Here is a 24,176-nt window from a genome sequence, read left to right as displayed (position 1 = left end):
GCCCTCGGCGCTCCGCCCGCCCGGCGCGGGTCGGCTACAGGGCGCCCTTGCGGGTCAGGTGGGTGAAGGACAGCCAGCCCGGCAGGACCGGCATCCAGAACGTCAGCAGCCGGAACAGCAGCACCGCCGACAGCGCCGTGTCGCTGGGCATCCCCGCCGCCGTCAGACCCGCCGTGAGCGCCAGCTCCACCGCGCCCACGCCGCCCGGCGTCGGGGCCGCCGAGCCCAGCGCGTTGCCGGCGAGGAAGACGACCGCGACGCTCGCGAAGCTGAGGTCGCCGCCGAAGGCCCGTACCGAGGCGTCCAGGCAGAGCACGAAGGACAGCGTCATCAGCACCATGCCGCCGATGCCCGCCGCGAGCTTCTGCGGCCGCTGCAGCACGTCCAGCATGCGCGGCACCACACCCGCGAAGAGCGACCGGATCCGCGACGACACGGCCTTCCGCAGGAACGGTACGGCCGTGATGATCAGGATCAGCACCGCCGCCGCGAGCAGTCCCGCGATGACCGTACGGGACGGGGACAGCGACGGCGTCCGCTCGGTCCCCGTCAGATAGCCGAAGGTCAGCAGCAGCAGGATGTGGCTGCCGAGGCCGAAGAGCTGCGAGGCGCCGACGCTCGCGACCGCCAGTCCCGGCCGGATACCCGACTTCTGCAGGAAGCGGGTGTTGAGCGCGACCCCGCCGACCGCCGCCGGGGCGACCAGCTTGACGAACGAGGCGGCGACCTGCGCCAGCACCGTGCGCCCGTACGGCACCCGCTCGGGGACGAAGCCCAGCAGCGACATCGCCGCGGCGAGGTACGTGGCGGAGGAGAAGACCGCGGCCAGTGCCGCCCAGCGCCAGTTCGCCTGCGCCAGCACGTCGTCGACCTTGACGTGGGTGAGCTGCGTCAGCAGGAAGTACGCGGCGAAGACCCCCGCGATGATGCTGACCAGCGTGCGCGGCCTGATCCGCTCGATCCGTACCGGCTCCACCGGCGCCTGCGGCCGGATCAGCAGCACGTGCTGGCGGATCTGCGTCAGCACGTCCTCCTCCCGGGCCTCGTCCAGCGCGCCCTCGATCGCCCGCTTCTCGGCCTGCTTGGCGGCCCGCATGCTCTTGCGGTCACCGGCCGCCTGGTGCTTGCGCGACCGCGACGCCTCGATGACCGCCTCCCGCTCGCGCGCCGCCCGCTCCCGGGAGAGCCGGCGCAGCTCCGCGCGGGTGTCCCGGGTCAGCGCGATCGGCTGGAGCAGCGGCAGCGCGTCGGCGACCGCGTCCGGGCCGAGGACCTCCACCGCCGCCGCGACCGCCCGCTCCGCGCCGACGCGCAGCGCGAACGTGGTCAGCAACTGGGCGATGTCCATGCGCAGCACGAGGTCGCCCGCGGCGATGTCGCCGTTGCTGAGGTCGGTGAGGATCACCTTGCCCGAGCGCGTCACCAGCACGGCGTCCGCGTCCAGCCGGCGGTGCGCGATGCGGCGCGACTGGAGCGCCTTGACCTGCCGCCAGCTCTCGCGCATCAGCCGGTCCGTGATCGCCTCGTCGGCGACGGTGGCCAGCGGCCGGCCGCCGGTGTGCTCGTAGACGAGTATGACCGCGTCGGGGCCGAGGTCGGAGGTGGCGATGAGCTTGGGGGCGTTGGCGCCGGCGGCGATCGCGGCGTACGAGAGCAGGGCCTCCTGCTCCAGCGCCTGCCGCAGCGACTGCATGCTGCGCCGCTGGTAGACGCCGCGCAGCGAGAGGCGGCGCCAGGCGCGGTAGAAGAAGCCCTGGGCCTGCTGCTCGCGGTCGACGACGGTGACGTCCAGCGGCGGGCCGTCCTCCAGCGTGACGACGAAGCGCCGCCCGCGGCCGTCGCCGTCCAGGTCCGGCTGCTCCTCCGGCACCAGCGCGCTGACCGGGCGGAAGCCGACGCGGCGCAGGCCGGCGAGGAGGTTGCGGCCGGTGGGGCGGACGTTGGGGGAGCCGACCGCGTACATCGTGCCGTAGGCGACGGTCCAGCCGATGAGGACGGTGAGCAGGATGGCGAACGGGGTGGTGTAGCCGCCGACGAGCACCGCGAGGCCGTCGAGCACCAGGACCGTCCACATCAGCACGCGCCAGCGGGCGTGCCTGGCCATGCCGACGGCGGTCATGTAGGCGATGACGGGGGCGAGATAGCCGTGTACGGGGTCGGTGCGCTCGCCGTCGCGGGCGATCTGCGTCAGGGCCCCCTGCACGGAGCCGGGGGCGCCCTCGGAGACCCAGAGCGAGACGGCGAGCCCGGCGCCGTGCGCGAGGACGGCGGCGAGCACGCCGTCGGCGATGCGCAGGCCGTCGCGCTTGACGAGGCGCTCGACGGCGAACGCGACCGGGACGATGAGGACGGCGATGCTGGAGGTCAGGCCGCCGAGGGTGACGACGAACGAGGGCGTGTACTCCGCGCCCTTGGTGATGTCCTCCTCCAGGCCCTCGGTGGTGGCGTGCGCGACGGCGGCCAGGCCCAGGACGGCGGCGATGCCGAGGACGCCGAGGAGCAGCCGCATGAGGTCGGAGGGGCGGTGCACGCGGGCGGGCAGGAGGGGGTCGTCGCCCTCGATGGGGCCGGGGGCGGCGCGGCGGCGGGAGTCGTTGCGGGTGGCGCCGGGGGAGGGGGGCCGGGGGGTGTCGTAGAGGCCGCGGGGGTGGTCGGGGGAGTCGTCGCGGTCGGCGTCCTGCTCGTCGTACGTGCCCTGCCCGGCCCGCTCGTCGCGCCCGTCACGCCCCTCCTGCTCGTCGGGGAGGCCCGGCCCGTCCGGCTGCTCGTCGGGGAGGCCGTCAGGACCGTCCCGCTCGTCGCGCGCGGCCTCCGCCTCGTACGCCTCCACAGGGTCCGCGGCTTCGCTCGCGCCCTGCCGCACGCGCGGGCCCCGGCCGCGGCGCGCGCCCCCTTCGTCCCGCGCGGCACCGTCCAGGCGGGCAGGGCTCTGTGCCTCCGTGGCCGGCTCAGCCGGCGGAGGCTCGGCCGCGGAGTCGCGCCGCATGCCCTGGGTTGTCCCGTCTTCGTCTCGTATCACCAGTCACCGCCCGCACGATGGTGGCACGAGCATGTCTCCGATGGTCGCATCCGGGTGTGCTTTGCAGCGGTGTGCCCGCTGCCGGTCGCCGCGCCGGACTGTCGGCGGTCTGGGGCAGGATGGGGCGGATGGACGACGCGACACCCCCCGCCGGCCCCCGGGGCCCGGACACGGGCCTTCTCGACGAGTACGCGGACCGGGTGCTCTCCGTGGCAGAGGGCATCCCGCCGGGCCGCGTCATGACGTACGGGGATGTGGCGGAGTTCATAGACCGCGGCGGGCCGCGCCAGGTGGGCCGGGTGATGGCGCTCTACGGGAGCGCCGTGCCCTGGTGGCGCGTGGTGCGCGCCGACGGCCGGCCGCTGCCGGGCCACGAGCGCGAGGCCCTGGAGCAGTACCGGGTGGAGGGCACGCCCCTGCGCGCCACCACCGCGGGTGACCAGCGCATCGACCTCCGCCGCGCCCGCTGGGACGGCAGCGGCGACGGTGTCGAGGGTCATATCTGACAGCTTCCGACACCGGGCACCAAACGGCCCGGGCCGCCGCCCGTACGGAGTACGGTTCGGCAACCGGCACCTCCCTCCCGTCCTCTGCCACCGGCGATACATGTGAGCACTTTGTCCGTCTCCTCCCCGGCCTACCGGCTCGTCCGCACCGCGCCCGTGCGGCCGGTCCCCCCTGTGCCGGACGCAGCGCAGCGCGCGGTGGTTCATCACGGGGACGGACCGCTTCTCGTACTCGCGGGACCGGGGACGGGCAAGACGACCACTCTGGTGGAGGCCGTCACCGAGCGGATCAGGCGCGGGACGGACCCGGAGCGGATCCTCGTGCTGACGTTCAGCCGCAAGGCTGCGGTGGAGTTGAGGGACCGGATGGCGGCCCGGCTGGACGGCGCGCCGGCGCCGCAGGCGAGCACGTTCCACTCGTACTGCTACGCGCTGGTGCGGGCGCACCAGGACGCCGAGATGTTCGTCGAGCCGCTGCGGCTGCTGTCAGGACCCGAACAGGATGTCGTCGTACGGGAACTGCTCGCGGGACACGACGCGGACGGCGGCCGGGCGCGGGTCGCCTGGCCGGCGGAGCTGCGGGCCTGCCTGACGACCCGCGGCTTCGCCGACGAGGTGCGGGCGGTGCTGGCCCGCAGCCGGGAGCTGGGCCTGGGGGCGGCGGCGCTGGACCGGTTCGCGGCGGCGGCGGGGCGGCCGGACTGGGGGGCCGCGGGGGAGTTCCTGGCGGAGTACCTGGACGTGCTCGACATGCAGGGGGTGCTCGACTACGCGGAGTTGGTGCACCGGGCGGTGCTGCTGGCCGAGTCGGAGCGGGTGGCGGCGGAGCTGGCGGGGCGGTACGACGCGGTGTTCGTCGACGAGTACCAGGACACGGACGCGGCGCAGGTGCGGCTGCTGCGGGCGCTGGCGGGCGGCGGCCGGACGCTGGTCGCCTTCGGCGACCCGGACCAGTCGATCTACGCGTTCCGGGGGGCGGACGTCGGGGGGATCCTGACGTTCCCCGAGGTCTTCCCGCGGCGGGACGGCGGCCCGGCGCCGGTGGCGGTCCTGGGCACGTCGCGGCGCTCGGCCGCGAAGCCGCTGGCGGCGACGCGGCTGCTCACCCGCCGGATGCCGCTGCCGCGGCTGCCGTCTTCCGCGGTACGGGCGCACCGGGGGCTGGCGCCGGTGCGGGACGGGGGCCGGGTGGAGGCGTACACGTACCCGACGGCGAGCGGCGAACTGGACAACGTCGCGGACATCCTGCGCCGGGCGCACCTCGAAGAGGGCGTCCCGTGGCGCGAGATGGCGGTCCTGGTGCGCGCGGGCGCCCGCACGATCCCGTCGGTCCGCCGCGCCCTGACCTCGGCGGGAGTCCCCCTCCACATAGCGGGCGACGACCTCCCCCTACGCCACGAACCGGCGGTCCAGCCCCTGCTGACAGCCCTGAGGACGACGGCCGCGGCGGTACTGCCCGCGACAGGGCGGGGGGACCGGGCGAGGGAGGGGGAGGGCGGCGATACGACGCCTCGGCTGACCGAAGACGCGGCACTCGACGGGGGGACGAACCCCACTGTGAGCGACGGCGGGCTCCCGGACCGCGCGGAGCCCGGCGCCGGCGCGGTCCCGGAGCGTACGCCCGTAACGGTGGGAGACCCGGCGCCGAAGGCGCCGCCGACCGACGCGACGCAAGACGCGGCACCCGCCCCGGGGACCGACCCCGGCGACCGCGGCACCGACCCCGCGGCCGCCGGCGAATCCGGCACCCACCCCGAGCCCCCCACCGACACCCCGCCACCCCCCGACCCCGGCCCCTGGATCCCGCCCGACGTCGCCATCGCCCTCCTCTCCTCCCCCCTCGGCGGCATGGACGCCGCCGACCTGCGCCGCCTCGGTCGCGCGCTGCGCGACGAGGAGCGGGCCGCGGGCCGCTCCGTACCGCGGCCCTCCGACGTCCTCGTCGCCGAGGCCCTCGCAGAGCCCCGCCGCCTCGTCGTCCACGACCGCGCCTACGCCGGCAGCGCCCTGCGCCTCGGCCTCCTTCTGCGCAAGGCCCGCGACCTCCTCACCCGCGGCGGCACCGCGGAAGCCGCGCTGTGGGAGCTGTGGGACGGCACCCCCTGGCCCGCGCGGCTCCAGCGCGCCGCCGCCCGCGGCGGTCCCGCCGGGCGCAACGCGGACCGCGATCTCGACGCCGTCTGCGCCCTCTTCGAGACCGCCGCCCGCGCCGAGGACCGCACCGGCGGCCGCGGCGCCCTCAACTTCCTCGAAGAGCTCGAAGCCCAGGACATCGCCGCCGACGTCCTCACCCGCCGCGCCGACGACTCCGCGGGCCCCGACGCCGTCCGCCTCATGACCGCCCACCGCGCCAAGGGCCTGGAGTGGCGGCTCGTCGTCGTCGCCCAGGTCCAGGAGGGTCTCTGGCCCGACCTGCGCCGCCGCGGCTCCCTGCTGGAGGCGGACCGCATCGGCCGCGACGGCCTCGCCGAGCCGCTGCCGCCCGGCGCGATCCTCGCCGAGGAGCGCCGGCTGTTCTACGTCGCCGCCACCCGCGCCCGCGAACGGCTCGTCGTCACCGCCGTGAAGGCGCCCGCGGACGACGGCGACCAGCCGTCGCGGTTCCTCGCGGAGCTGGGCGTCGACCCCAAGGACGTCACAGGACGCCCCCGCCGCCCGCTGTCCGTCGCCGCGATGGTCGCCGAGCTGCGCGCGACCACCGTCGACCCCGAGGCGTCCGACGCGCTGCGCGCCGCCGCCGCCGAGCGGCTGGCCCGGCTGGCGGCGCCCGCGGACGACGGCCGTCCGCTGGTGCCCGCCGCGCACCCGGACCGCTGGTGGGGCCTGGACGAGCCGACCGAGAACGCGGTGCCGCTGCGCGACCGCGACCTGCCCGTCGCGCTCTCCGGCAGTGCCGTGGGGCAGTTGGTGGACACCTGCGCGCTGCAGTGGTTCCTCGGCCGCGAGGTACGCGCCGACGCACCGGCCTCCGCCGCGCAGGGCTTCGGCCTCGTCGTCCACGCGCTCGCCGACGAGGTCGCCTCCGGACGTACCCCCGCCGACCTCGACGCGCTCATGGAGCGCCTCGACGGCGTGTGGGACGGCCTCGCGTTCGACGCCCCGTGGAAGTCCGCGCAGGAGAAGGGGAACGCGCGCGCCGCCCTGGAGCGCTTCCTTCGCTGGCACGTGCTGGAGCGGGGCCGCCGCCCGGTCGACAGCGAGCGGGACTTCGACGTCACGCTGAAGGCCGGTACGTACGAGGTGCAGATCAAGGGCACCATGGACCGGATCGAGGAGGACGCCGAAGGCCGCGCGTACGTCGTCGACTTCAAGACCGGCAAGTCGCGGCCGACCGGCCCCGAGGTGGCCGAGCACGCCCAGCTCGCCGTGTACCAGGCCGCCGTCGCCGAGGGCGCGGCCGGTGCGGAGCGCACTGTGTCCGGCGGCGCCGAGCTGGTCCACCTGCGGATCGGGGCGACCGTCCGGGAGGGCGGCGACGCGCTGCCGAAGGTGCAGCAGCAGCCCCCGCCGGAGGGCGACTGGGTGCCCCGGCTGCTGGCGACCGCCGCCGCCCGGGTGCTGGACGAGCGCTTCGGGCCGACGCCGGGCGACCACTGCGCGCAGTGCGCTTTCCGCAGCTCGTGCAGCGCCCGCCCGGAGGGCCGGCACATCGTGGAGTGAGACCGCGGTACGAGACCCCGGTGTGACACCGCGGCCTTCTATGTGGTCGTATGACCAATCGGTCAGGCGTAAGCAACAAGTAAGGATTGACAGTGCGTAAGAGCGTGGTGGCGGCGGCGCTGGTCTCGGCCCTGGGCGTGACGGCCCTCTCGGCGTGCGGCAGCGAGGACAGCGGTCTCGCGGGCAAGTCCGCCGAGGAGATCAAGGACGAGACGGTGGCGGCCATGCGCTCCGCCAAGTCCATGACCCTGGACTTCCAGCAGACCGGGGCGGCGGCGACGGCGATGAAGCTGTCGGTGACCAAGGGCGGCGAGTGCACCGGCACCGTCACCACGCAGGGCGCCACCGCGGAGATCCGCCGCGTCGGCGGTACGTCCTACATGAAGCCGGACACGAAGTTCTGGGAGCAGAACGCCGGCAGCCCGGAGCAGGCGCAGCTCATCGAGGCGACGGTGGGCGACCGCTGGGTGGAGATGGGCGCGGGCCAGGACGACTTCGCGTCCTTCTGCGACCTCGACACCATCCTCAAGGACATGGACGACGAGGACAAGGGCGGCAAGGGCGACAAGAAGGACGCGACCGAGAAGGGCGACGAGGGCGAGGTGCGCGGCACCCCGACCATCACGCTGATCGCCAAGGAGGACGGCGAGACCACGCGGGTCCACATCGCCACCGAGGGCGAGCCGTACATCCTCAAGATGGACATCGAGGACGGGGACGAGCCGGGCACGGCGGAGTTCTCGGACTTCAACGAGAAGGTCGACGTCACGGCGCCCGCCGACGCGGTGAACCTGGACGAGCTGGGCGGCTGAGACCGTAGCGGATCGCGGGGTCCGCGCCCGGCCCGGTGTCGAACTCCGGCCGGAGCCGGGCGCGTACGCCCCTACCCGCATCCCGCGTCCCGCGCGCCCGTCGGCAGCCGTACGACCCCGGTTGTCGGCGGGCGCCGCTACGCTCGCTGGAATGCCGGCCCGTATCACCCACCCCGATCAGCTCAAGGAGCTCCTCGGGATCCCCTTCACCGCGGAGCAGACGGCGTGCATCACCGCACCGCCCGCCCCGCAGGTCATCGTGGCGGGCGCGGGGTCCGGCAAGACGACGGTGATGGCGGCCAGGGTGGTGTGGCTGGTCGGCACGGGGCAGGTGGCGCCCGAGCAGGTGCTGGGGCTGACGTTCACCAACAAGGCGGCGGCGGAGCTGGCGGAGCGGGTGCGCCGGGCGCTGGCGCAGGCGGGGGTCACGCCGGCGGGCGGTGCGGACGGGGCGTACGGCGAAGGCGCGTACGGCGACGGGGTGCCGGGCGACGGCACCGCGGAGCCCGGCGAGCCGCGGATCTCCACGTACCACGCCTTCGCCGGCCAACTGCTCAAGGACCACGGCCTGCGCATCGGCCTCGAACCCGGCGCTCGCCTCCTCGCCGACGCCACCCGCTACCAACTCGCGGCCCACGTCCTGCGCACCGCCCCCGGTCCGTACCCCGCGCTGACGAAGTCCCTCCCGACGCTCGTCAGCGAACTCCTCGCGCTCGACGCCGAGCTGGCGGAGCACCTCGTGGAGCCCGACGCGCTGGCGGACTTCGGCTCCGCGCAGCTCGCCGGCCTGGACCGGGTCCGGCTCACCAACGACGAGCTGCGCAAGGCCCCCAGGGCCGCGCGGGCCCGGCTGGAGCTGCTGCACCTCGTACGGGCCTACCGGCGCGAGAAGCGCCGCCGCGACCTGCTCGACTTCGGCGACCAGATCGCCCACTCCGCGCTGCTCGCCGAGGACCACCCGGCGGTCGGGCGGCTGCTGCGCGAGGAGTGCCGGGTGGTGCTGCTGGACGAGTACCAGGACACGTCCGTCGCCCAGCGGCGGCTGCTGGCTGCGCTGTTCGGCGGTTCCGGCGGCGGTGCGGGGCACGCGGTGACCGCCGTCGGCGATCCCTGCCAGGCGATCTACGGCTGGCGGGGGGCCTCCGTCGCCAACCTCGACGACTTCCCCGTCCACTTCCCGTACGCCGACGGCACCCCCGCGCGCCGACAGGCGCTCGGCGAGAACCGCCGCAGCGGCGGGCGACTGCTCGACCTCGCCAACGGCCTCGCCGCCCCCCTGCGCGCCCGCCACGTCGGCGTCGAGGCGCTGCGCCCCGCCCCGGGCGCGGAGCGGCACGGCACGGTGCGCTGCGCGCTGCTGCCGACGTACGGGGCGGAGCTGGAGTGGCTGGCCGACTCGGTGGCGCATCTGGTGCGTACGGGCACGGCCCCCGGCGACGTCGCCGTGCTGTGCCGCACCGCGGGCGACTTCGGCGACATCCAGGCGGCGCTGGTCGCCCGGGACGTCCCCGTGGAGGTCGTGGGGCTCGCCGGGCTGCTCGACCTGCCGGAGGTCGCCGACCTGGTGGCGATGTGCGAGGTGCTCCAGGACCCGACCGCCAACGCCGCGCTCGTCCGGTTGCTGACCGGCCCGCGGTGGCGCATCGGCGCCCGCGACCTGGCGCTGCTGGGGCGCCGCGCGCGGCTGCTGGTGGCCACGGCCCGTACGGACGGCGACCAGGACGCCGACGAGCGCCTGGCGCAGGCCGTGGAGGGCGTCGACCCGGCGGAGGTGGCGTCGCTCGCCGACGCGCTGGACACGTTCCTGGAGTCCCGGCAGCCCGACGACGGGCTGCCGTTCGGCGCGGCGGCGCGGAAGCGCTTCGGCCGGCTGGCGGCGGAGCTGCGGGACCTGCGGCGGTCGCTGGCGGACCCGCTGATGGACGTGCTGCACCGGGTGCTCGGGGTGACGGGCCTGGAGGTCGAGCTGTCCGCGTCGCCGCACGCGCTGGCGGCGCGGCGGCGCGAGACGCTGGCGCGCTTCCTCGACGTCGCCGCCGACTACGCCTCCTCGGCCGCGCTCGACGGCGAGGCGACGCTGCTGGCGTTCCTGGGCTTCCTGCGGACGGCGGCGCAGTACGAGAAGGGGCTCGACAGCTCGCTGCCGGGCGACGGGCGGGACACGGTCAAGGTGCTCACGGCGCACAAGTCGAAGGGCCTGGAGTGGGACGTCGTGGTGGTGCCGGGGCTGGTGGAGAAGCACTTCCCGAGCCGGCAGCCGCGCGAGTCGTGGGTCACGCAGGGCAAGGTGCTGCCGCACGCGCTGCGGGGCGACGCGGAGACGCTGCCGGACGTGGCGGAGTGGACGGCGCGGGGACTGAAGGACTTCAAGGCCGCGATGCGGGAGCACCAGGAGGTGGAGGAGCTGCGCCTCGGGTACGTCACGGTGACGCGCCCCCGGTCGCTGCTGCTGGGCTCCGGGCACTGGTGGGGCCCGACGCAGAAGGAGGCGCGGGGCCCGTCGGCGTTCCTGCACGCGCTGCGCGAGCACTGCGAGCGCGGCGGCGGCGAGGTCGAGGCGTGGGCCCCGGAACCCCCGAAGGAGGCGGAGAACCCGGCTCTGGCGGAGCACGCCGCGGAGCGCGCGTGGCCCCTCCCGCTCGCCCCGGCGGCGGCCGGCCGCCGCCGGGAGGCCGCGGCGGCGGTGGTGACGGCGCTCACCCGCCGGGCCACGCCGGACGGCCACGCCCCCGGCACCGGCTCCGACGCCGCCCCGGCCCATCTCCTCGGGCCCGCCGACGTGCGGGTCGTCGAGTCCTGGGACCGGGACCTCGACGCCCTCGAAGCGGAACTGCTCGCCGCCCGCCGGCCCGTACGGGACGTCGCCCTGCCCGCCTCGCTGACCGCCTCGCAGCTCCTCCGGCTCGCCGCCGACGCCGAGGCGTTCACGCAGGAGCTGGCCAGACCCATGCCCCGGCCGCCGATGCCCGCCGCGCGGCGCGGGACGCGGTTCCACGCCTGGGTCGAGTCGCGGTTCGAGGCGCTGCCGCTGCCCATGCTCGGCCCCGACGAGCTGCCCGGCGGCGAGGAGGACGCGCCGGAGATCGCCGACGAGCGCGAGCTGGCCGCCCTCAAGGAGTCCTTCGAGCGGTCCCCGTACGCCCGGCGCACCCCGTACCGCCTGGAGGCCCCCTTCCAGCTCAGCCTCGCCGGACGCCTGGTCCGCGGCCGCATCGACGCCGTCTACCGCGACTCGGGCGGCGGCTACGAGATCGTCGACTGGAAGACCGGCCGCAGCGGCAGCGCCGACCCCCTCCAGCTCGCCGTCTACCGGCTCGCCTGGGCCGAGCAGGAGCGGCTGCCGCTCGCCGACGTGACCGCCGCCTTCCTGTACGTACGCACCGGGGAGATCGTGCGTCCGGCCACACTGCCGGGAAGAGCGGAGCTTGAGGCCCTGCTGACGGGCCGGACGGATTAGGCTCGGGGGCATGAGCACCACCCCCGGCAGCGTCGCCGACCCTTCGGCGTACCTGCGGGACGAGCGCGCGGGGGCCGTGTGCGGCGCGGCGGAAGGGGAGCAGCAGTGACCACGGGCATCGACCGGGCGGCCTCTCGGCCGGTCTCCTTCACGGCGGACAGCGGCGTCGACCGCGCCGCCCACCACCGCATCGACGAGGCGTGGCTGGCCGCGGCCTGGAGCCACCCGACAACCCGGGTCTTCGTGGTCTGCGAGGGCCAGGTGCTCATCGACGACACCGCGGACGGCGGCACGGCGCTGGTCACGACCCCGGCCTTCGAGGCCCCGCCGACCGAGCAGCACCGCTACTTCCTCGGCACCGACTCCGGCGGCGTGCGCTACTTCGCGCTGCAGAAGGACTCGCTGCCCGGCCGCATGGACGACACCGCGCGCGCCGCGGGGCTGCGCGAGGCGGGGCTGCTGCTCTCGGAGCAGGAAGCCGGTCTGATGGTGCACGCCGTGGCGCTGGAGAACTGGCAGCGGCTGCACCGCTTCTGCTCGCGCTGCGGCGAGCGTACGGTCATCGCCGCCGCGGGGCACATCCGCCGCTGCCCGGCGTGCGGCGCGGAGCACTACCCGCGCACCGACCCCGCCGTGATCATGGCCGTGACGGACCCGGAGGACCGGATCCTGCTGGGCCGCCAGGTGCACTGGCCGGAAGGGCGCTTCTCGACGCTCGCGGGCTTCGTCGAGCCCGGGGAGTCGCTGGAGCACGCGGTGCGGCGGGAGGTCTTCGAGGAGGCGGGGGTGGTGGTCGGCGACGTGGAGTACGTGGCCAGCCAGCCGTGGCCGTTCCCGTCGAGCCTCATGGTGGGCTTCCTCGCCCGGGCGGCGGACGCCAAGGGCGCGGAGATCCAGGTGGACGGCGAGGAGCTGCACGAGGCCCGCTGGTTCTCCCGCGAGGAGCTGGGCGCGGCCTACGAGTCGGGCGAGGTGCTGCCGCCGTACGGCATCTCGATCGCGGGGCGGCTGATCGAGCTGTGGTACGGCTCGGACCTGCCGCGGCGGCCGGGCTGACGGCCGCCGCGGGTCCTGCGGGCGCACTGCCGCGCGCCGGGCTGCGCGCCCGGCGCCCGCGGCCGCGGTCAGGCGCCGAGGGCGGCCTTGACCTGCGCCAGCGACGGGTTCGGCATGGCGACGGACTCGCCACCCTGCCGCGGCACCACGACGACAGTCGGCACGAGCTGGTTGCCGTTGTTCACGCTCTCGACGTAGGCGGCGGAGTCCGGGTCCTGCTCGATGTTGATCTCCTCGAACGGGATGCCCTCGCGGTCCATCTGGCTCTTCAGCCGACGGCAGTAGCCACACCAGGTCGTGCTGTACATCGTGACGGTGCCCGCCATGTCGCTGCGCTCCTTTGGGGGTCGGCCGGGTCGCGGCGTGATCTGTTCCGGAAGGTGAACGTACCCGGGGACGCCGCCATTCCCGTAGTCCCGCCCGCCATCTGTGGATAACCGGGCCCCTCAACCCGGGCCTGTGGACAACCGGCACACCGGTCCCGGCAGACCTGGCAGCATGGCGGGGTGACAGCAGCACCGCGGCCCCCGTCGTCCTCGCAGCCCTCCCTGTCCCCGGAGCCCACGGAGTTCCCCGCCGTCCCGGGCTCGGCGGACGCGGTGCTGGCCGGGCTGGACCCGGAGCAGCGCGAGGTGGCGACGGCGCTGCGCGGCCCGGTGTGCGTGCTGGCCGGCGCGGGCACGGGCAAGACCCGCGCGATCACCCACCGCATCGCGTACGGGGTGCGGGCGGGCGTGCTCCAGCCGGGCAGCGTGCTGGCCGTGACGTTCACGAACCGGGCGGCCGGCGAGATGCGCGGCCGGCTGCGCCAGCTCGGCGCCCCGGGCGTGCAGGCGCGGACGTTCCACTCCGCCGCCCTGCGGCAGTTGCAGTACTTCTGGCCGCGCGCGGTCGGCGGCGAGCTGCCGCGGCTGCTGGAGCGCAAGGTGCAGTTGGTGGCGGAGGCCGCGGCGCGCACCCGCGTCCGCCTCGATCGCAACGAGCTGCGGGATGTCACCGGCGAGCTGGAGTGGGCGAAGGTCACCCAGACCGCCCCCGAGGACTACGCCGCGGCGCTCGCCAAGACCGGCCGCGACGCCCCGCGCGACCCGGCGGAGATCACCGGGATCTACCGGGGGTACGAGCAGTTGAAGCGCGACCGCGGCGTCATCGACTTCGAGGACGTGCTGCTGCTCACCGTGGGCGTGCTCCAGGACCGCCCGGACATCGCCGAGCAGGTGCACCGGCAGTACCAGCACTTCGTCGTCGACGAGTACCAGGACGTCAGCCCCCTCCAGCAGCGGCTCCTCGAACTCTGGCTCGGCGGCCGGGACAGCCTGTGCGTCGTCGGCGACGCCAGCCAGACGATCTACTCCTTCACCGGCGCCACCCCCGACCACCTGCTGGACTTCCGCACCCGCCACCCGGAAGCCACCGTCGTCAAGCTCGTCCGGGACTACCGCTCCACGCCCCAGGTCGTCCACCTGGCCAACGGCGTGCTCTCCCAGGCCACAGGACGGGCCGCCGCCGCCCGGCTGGAGCTGGTCGCGCAGCGGGACGCGGGCCCGGAGCCGGCCTTCGCGGAGTACGCGGACGAGCCCGCCGAGGCCGAGGGCACCGCCCGGCACATCCGCCGCCTCATCGACGCGGGCGTGGCGCCCAGCTCCATCGCCGTCCTCTACCGGATCAACGCCCAGTCGGAGGTCTACGAGCAGGCGCTCGCCGACCGCTCCGTGCCGTACCAGATGCGGGGCGCCGAGCGGTTCTTCGAACGGCCCGAGGTGCGCGAGGCGGGGGTCAAGCTGCGCGGGGCGGCGGTGGCCGGCAAGAACGACGCGATGCTGGACGAGGCGGGCCGGGACGGCGACCTGGCCGCGCAGGTGCGGGCGGTGCTGGGGACGATGGGCTGGTCCGCGGAGGCTCCGGCCGGCTCGGGCGCGGCGCGGGACCGCTGGGAGTCGCTGGCGGCGCTGGTGCGGCTGGCCGAGGACTTCGGGCGGGCCCGGCCGGGAGCGGCGCTCGGGGACCTGGTCGAGGAGCTGGCCGAGCGCGCGGCGGCGCAGCACGCGCCGACGGTCGAGGGTGTGACGCTCGCCTCACTGCACGCCGCGAAGGGCCTGGAGTGGGACGCGGTGTTCCTGGTGGGGCTCACGGAGGGCATGCTGCCCATCACGTACGCCAAGACGCCCGAGCAGATCGAGGAGGAGCGCCGGCTGCTCTACGTCGGCATCACCCGGGCCCGGGTGCACCTGTCGCTGTCCTGGGCGCTGTCCCGCTCGCCGGGCGGGCGGGCCTCGCGGGGCGCGAGCCGGTTCCTTGCCGGGCTGCGGCCGGGCTCGGGACGCGGGGGCGGCGCGGGGGCCATGGCGCAGGGCGGCGTGGAGCGCGGTGGTGCAGAACGGGGCGCGGCGGCGAGGCGCCGGCGCCGCGGACCGGTGCGCTGCCGGGTCTGCGGGCGGACCCTGACCGACGCCGGCGAGATCAAACTGATGCGCTGCGAGGACTGCCCCTCGGACATGGACGAGGGGCTGTACGAGCGGCTGCGCGACTGGCGCGCGGACCAGGCGCAGCAACTCGGACAGCCCGCGTACTGCGTCTTCACCGACAAGACCCTGATCGCCATCGCCGAGGCGGCGCCGGTCAACGAGCGGGAACTGTCGGTCATTTCGGGAGTGGGCAAGCGCAAGCTCGACCGATATGGCGGCGATGTCCTGGATCTCTGCGCCGGCCGGGAGTCGTCGGGCGAGCCCGCCGAGGAGCCCTGACGGGGGTCCGGAAAAAAATCCCTGAAAAATGGTTTGCGATCGCCGGGAGTAGCCTCATAGCCTTCCGGCACGGAAGAACAGCTCTTCACGGAGCCGGTGATTCCGTGTTGTACTAGGAGACCTTGGACCGGCTCGCCGGTCCGACGAGACCAGAGAGGAGGAGAAAACCATGATCAGCATCACGAAACTTGAAGGTCGTGCTGCCGACGGTCGCGAGGTCGTCTCCTCCTGCCTGCTCGCCCTCTCCAAGCTCCAGGTCCCCGCCACCGGTGTGTCCGGTGTCAGTGGCGGTCTGGGTGCCGACATCCGTGACGAGCGACCGACCAAGGCACTCCTGGTAGCAGCGGCGCAGGCTCCGGCCTATGCGGCGGCGGCAGCGGGTGCCGACCTCCAGCAGGAGTGGGCCAATGGCGCCTTTGCAGGCGGCATTGCGGCCACGACGCACATGCGGGCCTTCCGCGGGCCTGATCCCTGGAAAGAACCATCTTGATCGAATCGATTGAGACGGCACCTTCCAGGGCCGCGGAACCCGAACCGGGATCCGCGGCCCTTTTGATTTGCCCAACGCAGAAGTTGATCAAGACGACGAGCAAGGACGGAACCGTGTCACTCCCCGTGCACACCCCGCACAGGCCCACGCCCGACCCCGTGCCCGGCACCACCGACCTGGAGGTCCCCTTGACGACCCAGCTCACCGCTCTCACCGAGCTCGACGAGCGAATCGACGCGCTCGGCGACCTCGTGCCCTGCCGGAGCTACGACCCCGAAGTGTTCTTCGCGGAGACTCCGGCGGACGTCGAGTACGCCAAGTCCCTCTGCCAGACCTGCCCCGTCCGTGAGGCCTGCCTCGCGGGTGCGAAGGAGCGCCGCGAGCCCTGGGGGGTCTGGGGCGGCGAACTCTTCGTCCAGGGGGTAGTGGTGCCGCGCAAGCGGCCGCGTGGGCGTCCGCGGAAGAACCCGGTCGTGGCATGAACGCCCACGGCACGATCGACCGTCCACGCGCACACGCACCGGCAGAGCAGGAAACGACGATGAGCCCGTCCACCGACTACCCCGCGGCACGTCACGAAGCAGGCGCCTACGACGAGCGCCAGAACAGGAACCTTCAGATGCAACTCATGCCAGAAGCCCTCGCCCGGGCCCAGTATCGGGACCGAGTGGAGGCAGCCGAACAGGAACGCAGGGCCCTGCGCCTCATCGCCGCCCGGCGGATGCAGCGACGGGCCGAGCGCGCGCACATGCGCGCCCGGCGCGCGCTGGCCATGGCGGTCATGCAGTAACGGCCGCGGGCCGGGCCCGTGCCGCGGCAGGCCGGCGGCGACCACGGCTCCGGCCGCCGGCGGCCGGCCCCGGTCAGGCGGTCGCCGTCGCCGGGTCCTCCGTCGCCGAACCCTCATGGGGGCCGTCCTCAGGACGGCCCCCTTCGGCGTACTCCGCGAAGCCCGGCAGCCACTCCGCCAGTTCCTCGCGCATCCGCACCTGCGCACCGAGCTGGCAGAGCACCCCGATGGTGCTGAGCGTCACCCGGTGTATCAGCAGATACGACGGCGGCAGGTTGAGCTGCCGGCCCAACTGGTGCGCGGGGTTGCGGGGATCGGCTATCCGGGCCGCCTGGGTGCGCATCCACTCCCGGCTGAAGGCGAACTCCGGCACCGCCGCCGGCTCGATGATCGGCAGCAGATAGTCGATCACCGCCTCCGGGTCCAGTTCGACGTCCGGCTTCACGAACCCCTGCTCGCGCAGCAGCTCGTAGACCTCGTCCGCGTCGCCTTCGAGCGTCATCCCGAGCGCGATGCCGATCTCCTCCGGCAGTCCGCCCGGCAGCCGGTCGACCGTGCCGAAGTCCATCACCCCGAGCCGCCACTCGTCCGGCCCGCCCTCCTTCACCAGCCGGAAGTTGCCCGGGTGCGGATCCGCGTGCAGCAGACCCGTGCGCGCGGTACCGGCGAAGAGGAACCGCGCCAGCAACTGGCCCACCCGGTCCCGCTCCGCCCGCGAGCCGTTCGCTATCAGCTCCGAGACCGGCACCCCGTCCAGCCACTCGGTGACCAGCACCTGGTCCGCCTGGTGCACCACGTCCGGCACCAGCACATCCGGGTCGTCCGCGAACTCCTCCGCGTACGCGCTCTGGGCCCGGGCCTCCAGCCCGTAGTCCAGCTCCTCAGCCACCCGGTCCCGCAGCTCCTGGATCAGCGGCTTGATGTCCAGCCCCGGCACCAGCGGCCCCAACAGCCGCGCGAAGCGGCCCAACTGCGTCAGGTCGGACAGCAACGCCTTGCCCGCGCCCGGGTACTGCACCTTGACCGCCACCTCGCGGCCGTCGTGCCACACCGCCCGGTGCACCTGCCCGATCGACGCAGCCGCCGCGGGCGTGTCCTCGAACTCCAGGAAGAGATCGCGCCAGTCCGGGCCCAGCCGCTCCGTCAGCGCACCGTGCACCGTGCGCACCGGCATCGGCGGCGCCGCCTCCTGCAGCTTGGTCAGGGCCGCGCGATACGGTCCCGCGATCTCCTCCGGCAGCGCGGACTCGAAGACGGACAGCGCCTGCCCGAACTTCATCGCCCCGCCCTTCAGCTCGCCCAGCGTCTTGAACAACTGCTCGGCGGTGCGCTGCTGGAGCTCCCGGGCGACCAGCTCGGCCGACCGGCCGCCGAGCCGCTTGCCGAGCCCCCAGGTGGCGCGCCCGGCGAAGCCCACCGGGAGCGAGGCCAGCCTGGCCGTACGCGTGATCGCCTTGCGCGGAAGGTCAGACATGGGCCACTCCCGTATCCCGGTCAGCGGCTGCCGCCGCACCGCACCCGCACCTCGGGTGTGGATCGAGCTCCGTCAACTCCCAGGCCAGGCCCGGCAGCGCGAACTCCAGCCGGGCCCCCGTACAGACCGGCAGCCGCCCGTCGAGAAAAGTCAGCGCGTGGGCCGCCGTCAGCCCTGCCACCATTGTCGCCAACGCCACATCGCACGCGGCGACCCCCTCCCGATCACCGCCGGACCGCCACTGGGCGAGCATCCGCGGCCACTCCGGCTCCGCCTCCGTCCGGGCGGCCGCGAGGCAGCCCGCGCACGCCGAACCACCCGGCAGCACGAGCGGTCCCACCACCCCCGTGCCCTCCAGCACCCCCGCGTACACGTGCGGAATGCCCGCTTCGCGGTACCGCCGCGCGACCTCCGGATCCGGTGCGTACGCCCCCAGCCCGTCCCGCGGGGCCAGCACCACGAGCGACACCGCCCCGCCCGGGCGACCGCCCCGTGCCGCCGGCCACGGCCCGGCCCGCCGCACGGCGCCCAGGGCCGCGTCACCGCGCCGCCGGCCGAGGTCTGCTGCGCCCACACCCCCCGGCGCCACGTCCCACGGCTCGACGCAGCCGCCGTCGACCACCTCCACCCCGCCCACGCCCGCCGCGGAGAGCAGCGCCGCCACCGAAGCCCCCACCCGCCCGGCACCGCGCACCACCACCCGCAGCCCTCGCCGCGCCCCCAGCCGCGCCACCGCGGCCCCGGGCTCGGGGTGCACGACGGACAGCGAAGCCTGGTCCGCCCGCAACCGCGCCGGTATCACCCCGTCCCGCCCCCGGCCCCCGGACGACGCCCCCCGGCCTCCCGGCGAAGCCGACGGCTGTGGGCCGGACGACGAGGGGCCGGAAGACGCCGGCCGGGCCCGCCGCAGGACGACCGTCGGGCCGGACGACAGCGGGCCGGTCCGTGACGGATCGGCCCGCGCCCGGGGAGACCGCGGCGCATCGTCCGCCCGCGCCGCGTGCGCCGCCGGAGGACCGGCGTGCGGGGAACGGTGGATGTGACGTGGACGGTCCGTGGAGGTCGGGTGGTCGTCCCGGGGAGTTCCCGTGCCATTCGGCGGGGGCGGCCCGTCGTCGATCAGCCCCGCCCGCGTCAATCGGGCGACCAGCGTGTCCACCGACCGGGGGGAGAGGCCGAACCTGTGCGCCTCACGGCGCAGCGCGTCCAGCCCGCGGGTGCCGTCCAGCCGGCGCAGGAACAGCCCCGTCGCGGAGTCGACCGGATGGATCGACACCGCATGTGCCCTGGTCACGCCCATCTGCATGGTGTGCCTGCCGCGCCAGCTCCGCCGCAGCGCCGGCTTGATCATCGGATGCATCGCGCCCCCCTCGTTCCTCCGTCACTCTGCCAGCCGGGCGCCCCACTGCGTCATGAGTTATCCACAGGTGCCGGAAAAAGTATTACGAATTGGCCGCGACCTCTGCGGCGGCGCCGCACACCTGCTCCTGGCCGGGACTTTCTTCACCCTGACCAGGTAACGTCATGCCGTGCCCGCTGACCCAGAGCACATCCCGGGACGGCCGAAACCGTCGAGAGCGGTCGAGGTCAGACGCAGCGCGCGCAGGCGCAGGACCGTTTCCGCATATCGCGAGGGCGACCGCACCGTCGTGCTGATCCCCGCCCGCATGAGCGAGGCGGAGGAGCAGCGCTGGGTGACGGTCATGCTCGACAAGCTGCAGGCCCAGGAGAACCGTCGGATGCCCGGCGACGGCGAGCTGGCCGACCGGGCCCAGCGGCTGTCCGCGCAGTACCTCGACGGCCGGGCCAGGCCCAGCAGCGTGCGCTGGGTCACCAACCAGAACACCCGCTGGGGCTCCTGCACCCCCGCCGAGGGCACGATCCGCCTCTCGCACCGGCTGAAGGGCATGCCGGAGTACGTCATCGACTACGTGCTGATCCACGAGCTGGCCCACCTGCTCGTGCCGGGACACGGCCCCCGCTTCTGGGACCTCGTCGGCGCCTACCCCCGCACCGAGCGTGCCCGCGGCTACCTGGAGGGCGTCGTGGCGGGCGAGAGCCTGCCTTTCATCCCGCGCCCCGCGCCGACCAGCCCGTCACCCGGCAGCGACTAGCAGGCCCCACCCGCGGGCCCGCCGTGCTCAGGCCCGCCCTCAGGCCAGCCGCGCCCTGGTGCGCTCCATCAGCAGCGCCACCGACTCGTCGGCGACGCCGGCCACCTCGTCGTACCCGTACCAGCGCAGGTCCAGCGACTCCTCGCTGATCGTCGGCACCGCCCCCTCGGGGGCCAGCGCCGCGTACTGCACGTCCAGGTGCCAGGCGCACGGCGTGTGGTGCCGGTCGAGGCCCACGGGGCCGCCGGGCAGCAGCGTGAGGCCCGCCACGCCCGACTCCTCGTACGCCTCCCGCAGCGCCGCCGCGGCAAGCGTCGCGTCCTCCGGCTCGCAGTGACCGCCCGTCTGCAGCCACATGTTCAGCTTGCGGTGGAGGGTCAGCAGCACCCGCTCACGCGCCGTGTCGACGATCAGCGCGCTGGCCGTCACATGCCCGTCCGCGCACGGCTTCCACATCCCGTCGGGATGCCCCGCCAGAAACTCCAGGTACCTGAGGCGGAGCGCATCCTGACCGCCGTCAGGCGCGCTCCACTCCTTCAGTACGCGCTCGGTGTCGGCCCGCAGCGTCACTTGTCCGCGTCGCCCTTGCCGCCGTCCTGACCGTCCTGACCGTCCTGACCGTCCGGGCCGCCCTTCTCGTCCGGCGTGTCCTTCCCGCCGGCGTCACCGGATTCGGCGTCGGCACCCGAGCCCAGCAGCTTCTCGAGCTCGGAGAAGTCCGCCTGCTCGCTGTGCACGAACCCGTCCGGGTCGTCCAGGTCGCCCGCGGTCGGCAGCATGTCGGGGTGCGCCCACAGCGCGTCCCGCCCGTCGACTCCGCGGGCGTCCGCCAGCGACGCCCACAGCCGCGAGGCGTCCCGCAGCCGCCGCGGCCGCAGCTCCAGCCCGATGAGCGTCGCGAACGTCTGCTCCGCGGGACCGCCGGTGGCCCGCCTGCGGCGCAGCGCCTCGCGCAGCGAGTTCAGCGACGGGGCGTCCAGGTGCGGCTCCGCGGCCGCGTGCACGACCGCGTCCACCCAGCCCTCGACCAGCGCGAGCGCCGTCTCCAGCCGGGCCAGCGCCGCCTTCTGCTCCGGCGTGTCCTCCGGCTGGAACATGCCCTGCTGCAGCGCCTCCTGCAACTGCTCGGGCCGCTCGATGTCGACCTGGCCGACCAGGTCCTCCAGCTTGGACGTGTCCACCTTGATGCCGCGTGCGTAGCCCTCGACCGCGCCGAACAGGTGCGAGCGCAGCCACGGCACGTGCGCGAAGAGCCGCTGGTGCGCCGCCTCGCGCAGCGCCAGGTACAGCCGGACCTCGTCCTGCGGTACGCCCAGGCCCTCGCTGAACCTCTTGATGTTCACCGGCAGCAGCGCCGCCTTGCCCGCGGGCCCGAGCGGCAGCCCGATGTCGGTGGAGCCGACGACCTCACCGGCCAGCACCCCCACCGCGTGCCCGATCTGGGTGCCGAACATGGCTCCACCCATCGAGCGCATCATGCCGATGAGCGGGCCGGCCATGGCCTGCATCTCCTCCGGCAGCACACCGCCCATCGCGGCGCCCACGCGCTCGGCGACCGGGTCGACGAGCTCCTTCCACACCGGAAGCGTCGCCTCGACCCACTCCGCGCGGCTCCAGGCCAGCGCGGCGCCCGAGCCGGAGGGCAGCGACGTCGCGCCGTCCAGCCACAGGTCGGCGAGGCGCACGGACTCCTCGACCGCCTTGCGCTCGGCGTCGCCGACACTGGCGTCCTTGGACTCGTCGGCCGCGCCCTGGGCGACGGTCTGCCGGGCGATGTCCTTGGCCATGTCCCAGTTGACCGGCCCGCCCTCGTAGCTCAGCATCTGGCCGAGCTGCTGGAAGGCCGCGCCCAGGTCCTGCGGGCCCATGGCGCCGCCCTGGCCGCCGAGGGAGCCGAAGATGGCCGCGAACGGGTTCTGCGGGTCGCTGCCTGCGCCCCCGAAGCCGAACGGGTCCCGGCTGCTCCGGTCGCCGTCCCCCTTGCGGGCACCCTTGCCGTCGCCCTCGCCGTCGTCGTCCGGCTCCTTCGGGGGGCCGAATCCGAATGGGGTGTCACTCACGGTTTCCTCGGCTCGTCGGGCCGCCTGCACAGGGCCGGCGGCGTACGCCCTCCACTACCTCCACCCTATGCCGCTTCGTATGCCTGCACGATGTCCTGGCGCCCGCCGCCCACGCTGTGGGTGCGGCTGGGGCAGGATGGATGGAACTACTGCACACAACCACTGGAGCCGCTCGGTGAGTTCCCCGGAACCGAACGTTCGCGCAGCGCGAAAGGCCGCCGATGGGGCCGCGGCCGACGAGCCCGCCCCGGGCGCGTGGCGCCCCGTCGTCGCCGTCACCGGGGCGGCGGCCGGCATCGGCGCCCTGGTCACGGAGCGGCTGGCGGCCTCGGACGAGGTCAAGCAGGTCGTGGCCATCGACGAGCGGCGCGGCGAGCTGCCCGAGGCCCACTGGCACGTGCTGGACGTGCGGGACCCCGCGATCGCCGACAAGCTGCGCGGCACGGACGTCGTCGTCCACCTCGCCCTCGACCTGGACCTGGAGACCGACGCCACGGCCCGCACGGCGTACAACGTACGTGGTACGCAGACGGTGCTGACCGCCGCCGCCGCGGCCGGCGTGCGCCGGGTCGTCCTGTGCACCTCCGCCATGGTCTACGGGGCGCTGCCCGACAACCCCGTCCCGCTCGCCGAGGACGCCGAGCTGCGCGCCACCGAGGAGGCCACCGGCGTCGGCGACCTGCTGGAGATGGAGCGCCTGGGCCGCCGCGCGCCCCGCGCACACCCCGGGCTCAACGTCACGGTCGTGCGCCCCGCGGCCGTCGTCGGCGGCGTCGACACCCCGCTGACCAGGTACTTCGAGTCGCCCCGGCTGCTGGTCGTCAAGGGCACCCGGCCGTGCTGGCAGTTCTGCCACATCGACGACCTGGCCGCCGCGCTGGAGTTCGCGGCGCTGGAGAAGGCCGAAGGGGAGCTGGCGGTCGGCTGCGACGGCTGGCTGGAGCAGGAGGAGGTCGAGGAGCTGACCGGCATCCGGCGCATGGAGCTGCCGTCGGCCGTCGCCCTCGGTGCCGCCTCCCGGCTGCACCGCCTCGGGCTCACTCCGTCGCCGGCCGGTGACCTGGCGTACACGATGTACCCGTGGGTCGTCAGCGGCAGCAGGCTGCACGACGCGGGCTGGCGCCCGCAGCACACCAACGAGGAGGTCCTCGCCGAGCTGCTGGCCGAGGTCTCCGGCCGGCACACCGTCGCGGGCCGCCGGCTGGGCCGCAAGGACGCCGCCGCGGCGGGCGCCGCGGGCGCGGCCGGGGCGACGGTCGCGCTGCTGGGCACGGCCGCGGTCGTGCGCCGGGTGCGCAAGGCGCGGCGCGGCAAGATCTGAGCCCGCGCAGCGGCGGAGCGTCGCGTACGGACCGCGCCCCGGCCCGTACGTGCGGCGGCCCCCGCCGCCCGCCGCACGGGGGCGCGCTGCCGGTCCCGTGCGGCAGGATGGACGGATGGCAGACACCCCGCAGCACCCGGGCGAGCAGGCCGCCGCGGACCCGGTACGGCTCGTCGCGGTCCGTGAGCAGCCGCTGTCGCTCGACGAGGTCTTCGCCGCCGTGGGCGACCCCGCCGCGGGCGGCACGGCGCTCTTCGTCGGCACGGTCCGCGACCACGACCGGCAGGCGGCCTCCGAGCGCGTCCAGGACGTGACCGCGCTGGGGTACTCGTCCCATCCCACCGCCGAGGCCGAAATGCGCCGGATCGCGGAGAAGGTCGCCGCCGACTATCCGGTACGCGCCCTGGCCGCCGTCCACCGTGTGGGGGAACTGGCCGTGGGGGATCTCGCCGTCGTCGTCGCCGTCTCCTGCCCGCACCGCGCGGAGGCGTTCGACGCCTGCCGGCGCCTGGTCGACACCCTGAAGCGGGACGTTCCCATCTGGAAACACCAGAAGTTCACGGACGGGACGGAGGAATGGGTAGGCGCTGGCTGAGGTTGTCGAGTTGCGTAACTTCCGGGCCCGCGTGAGCGTTGGCTTATCGGAAAGACCTCACGTCAGCTAGGAGCACGG

18 protein-coding genes are annotated in these 24,176 nt (G+C 74.7%); 12 read left to right on the top strand and 6 right to left on the bottom strand.

Going from position 1 to position 24,176, the window contains the following annotated elements; translation table 11 throughout:
* Positions 1-34: 34 nt before the first annotated feature.
* On the bottom strand, positions 35-2,986 hold the full coding sequence (locus tag ACFYVJ_RS18190; RefSeq protein WP_388892493.1) for a flippase-like domain-containing protein: 2,952 nt from the start codon (positions 2,984-2,986) through the stop codon (positions 35-37).
* Positions 2,987-3,147: 161 nt separating this feature from the next.
* Between ACFYVJ_RS18190 and ACFYVJ_RS18185 the strand changes: the two genes are divergently transcribed.
* From ACFYVJ_RS18185 to nudC, 5 genes are all read left to right on the top strand, one after another.
* The gene (locus tag ACFYVJ_RS18185) at positions 3,148-3,525 is read left to right on the top strand and encodes an MGMT family protein (protein WP_388892491.1); all 378 of its coding nucleotides are present in this window, start codon (positions 3,148-3,150) and stop codon (positions 3,523-3,525) included.
* Positions 3,526-3,723: 198 nt separating this feature from the next.
* Entirely contained in the window at positions 3,724-7,185 is a 3,462-nt protein-coding gene (locus ACFYVJ_RS18180) for a UvrD-helicase domain-containing protein (protein ID WP_388892489.1), read from the top strand.
* 92 nt (positions 7,186-7,277) lie between these two features.
* On the top strand, positions 7,278-7,997 hold the full coding sequence (locus tag ACFYVJ_RS18175; RefSeq protein WP_388892487.1) for a hypothetical protein: 720 nt from the start codon (positions 7,278-7,280) through the stop codon (positions 7,995-7,997).
* 151 nt (positions 7,998-8,148) lie between these two features.
* Positions 8,149-11,454 carry an ATP-dependent DNA helicase gene (locus ACFYVJ_RS18170; protein WP_388892485.1) on the top strand — a complete coding sequence of 1,102 codons (3,306 nt, stop codon included), beginning with the start codon at positions 8,149-8,151 and terminating at the stop codon, positions 11,452-11,454.
* Positions 11,455-11,559: 105 nt separating this feature from the next.
* The gene (gene nudC, locus ACFYVJ_RS18165) at positions 11,560-12,510 is read left to right on the top strand and encodes an NAD(+) diphosphatase (RefSeq protein WP_388892483.1); all 951 of its coding nucleotides are present in this window, start codon (positions 11,560-11,562) and stop codon (positions 12,508-12,510) included.
* Positions 12,511-12,578: 68 nt separating this feature from the next.
* Here the strand turns inward: nudC and ACFYVJ_RS18160 are convergent, their stop codons facing one another.
* Complete coding sequence (locus ACFYVJ_RS18160; RefSeq protein ID WP_101421709.1) at positions 12,579-12,836, bottom strand: mycoredoxin; 258 nt, start codon at positions 12,834-12,836, stop codon at positions 12,579-12,581.
* Positions 12,837-13,016: 180 nt separating this feature from the next.
* On the opposite strand from ACFYVJ_RS18160, the gene ACFYVJ_RS18155 reads away from it, so the two are divergent.
* The 4 genes from ACFYVJ_RS18155 to ACFYVJ_RS18140 all read left to right on the top strand — a co-directional run bounded on the left by ACFYVJ_RS18155 (position 13,017) and on the right by ACFYVJ_RS18140 (position 16,534).
* Positions 13,017-15,254, top strand: coding sequence for an ATP-dependent DNA helicase UvrD2 (locus ACFYVJ_RS18155; protein WP_388892481.1), 2,238 nt, complete (start codon positions 13,017-13,019; stop codon positions 15,252-15,254).
* A 169-nt stretch (positions 15,255-15,423) separates the two neighbouring features.
* On the top strand, positions 15,424-15,744 hold the full coding sequence (locus ACFYVJ_RS18150) for a hypothetical protein (RefSeq protein WP_388892479.1): 321 nt from the start codon (positions 15,424-15,426) through the stop codon (positions 15,742-15,744).
* A gap of 158 nt (positions 15,745-15,902) precedes the next feature.
* On the top strand, positions 15,903-16,226 hold the full coding sequence (locus ACFYVJ_RS18145) for a WhiB family transcriptional regulator (RefSeq protein WP_276314995.1): 324 nt from the start codon (positions 15,903-15,905) through the stop codon (positions 16,224-16,226).
* The gene (locus tag ACFYVJ_RS18140; protein ID WP_164716094.1) at positions 16,223-16,534 is read left to right on the top strand and encodes a hypothetical protein; all 312 of its coding nucleotides are present in this window, start codon (positions 16,223-16,225) and stop codon (positions 16,532-16,534) included. The genes ACFYVJ_RS18145 and ACFYVJ_RS18140 overlap by 4 nt, the downstream gene beginning before the upstream one ends.
* A gap of 73 nt (positions 16,535-16,607) precedes the next feature.
* Here ACFYVJ_RS18140 and ACFYVJ_RS18135 read toward each other — a convergent pair whose 3' ends face one another.
* Positions 16,608-18,008, bottom strand: a complete 1,401-nt coding sequence (locus ACFYVJ_RS18135) for an ABC1 kinase family protein (RefSeq protein WP_388892477.1) — start codon at positions 18,006-18,008, stop codon at positions 16,608-16,610.
* The gene (locus ACFYVJ_RS18130) at positions 18,001-19,368 is read right to left on the bottom strand and encodes a ThiF family adenylyltransferase (protein ID WP_388892475.1); all 1,368 of its coding nucleotides are present in this window, start codon (positions 19,366-19,368) and stop codon (positions 18,001-18,003) included. The genes ACFYVJ_RS18135 and ACFYVJ_RS18130 overlap by 8 nt, the downstream gene beginning before the upstream one ends.
* A gap of 169 nt (positions 19,369-19,537) precedes the next feature.
* Between ACFYVJ_RS18130 and ACFYVJ_RS18125 the strand changes: the two genes are divergently transcribed.
* On the top strand, positions 19,538-20,122 hold the full coding sequence (locus ACFYVJ_RS18125) for a M48 family metallopeptidase (protein ID WP_388892473.1): 585 nt from the start codon (positions 19,538-19,540) through the stop codon (positions 20,120-20,122).
* A gap of 39 nt (positions 20,123-20,161) precedes the next feature.
* On the opposite strand, the gene ACFYVJ_RS18120 is transcribed toward ACFYVJ_RS18125, so the two are convergent.
* Both ACFYVJ_RS18120 and ACFYVJ_RS18115 read right to left on the bottom strand, forming a co-directional pair.
* Positions 20,162-20,692 (bottom strand): NUDIX hydrolase, encoded by a 531-nt coding sequence (locus tag ACFYVJ_RS18120; protein WP_388892471.1) that lies wholly within the window; start codon positions 20,690-20,692, stop codon positions 20,162-20,164.
* Positions 20,689-22,182, bottom strand: coding sequence for a zinc-dependent metalloprotease (locus tag ACFYVJ_RS18115; protein WP_388892469.1), 1,494 nt, complete (start codon positions 22,180-22,182; stop codon positions 20,689-20,691). The genes ACFYVJ_RS18120 and ACFYVJ_RS18115 overlap by 4 nt, the downstream gene beginning before the upstream one ends.
* Positions 22,183-22,357: 175 nt before the next feature.
* Here ACFYVJ_RS18115 and ACFYVJ_RS18110 point away from each other — a divergent pair, with 175 nt between their 5' ends.
* Both ACFYVJ_RS18110 and ACFYVJ_RS18105 read left to right on the top strand, forming a co-directional pair.
* Positions 22,358-23,503, top strand: coding sequence for an SDR family oxidoreductase (locus ACFYVJ_RS18110; RefSeq protein WP_101421700.1), 1,146 nt, complete (start codon positions 22,358-22,360; stop codon positions 23,501-23,503).
* Between the two features lie 115 nt (positions 23,504-23,618).
* Positions 23,619-24,098, top strand: coding sequence for a molybdenum cofactor biosynthesis protein MoaE (locus ACFYVJ_RS18105; RefSeq protein WP_388892466.1), 480 nt, complete (start codon positions 23,619-23,621; stop codon positions 24,096-24,098).
* Positions 24,099-24,176 lie beyond the last annotated feature (78 nt).

The sequence above is a fragment of the Streptomyces sp. NPDC004134 genome (assembly GCF_042874195.1).
Lineage (GTDB): Bacteria > Actinomycetota > Actinomycetes > Streptomycetales > Streptomycetaceae > Streptomyces.
Note: the sequence above shows the minus strand (reverse complement) of the source record. Positions and strands in the feature narration are given on the sequence as shown.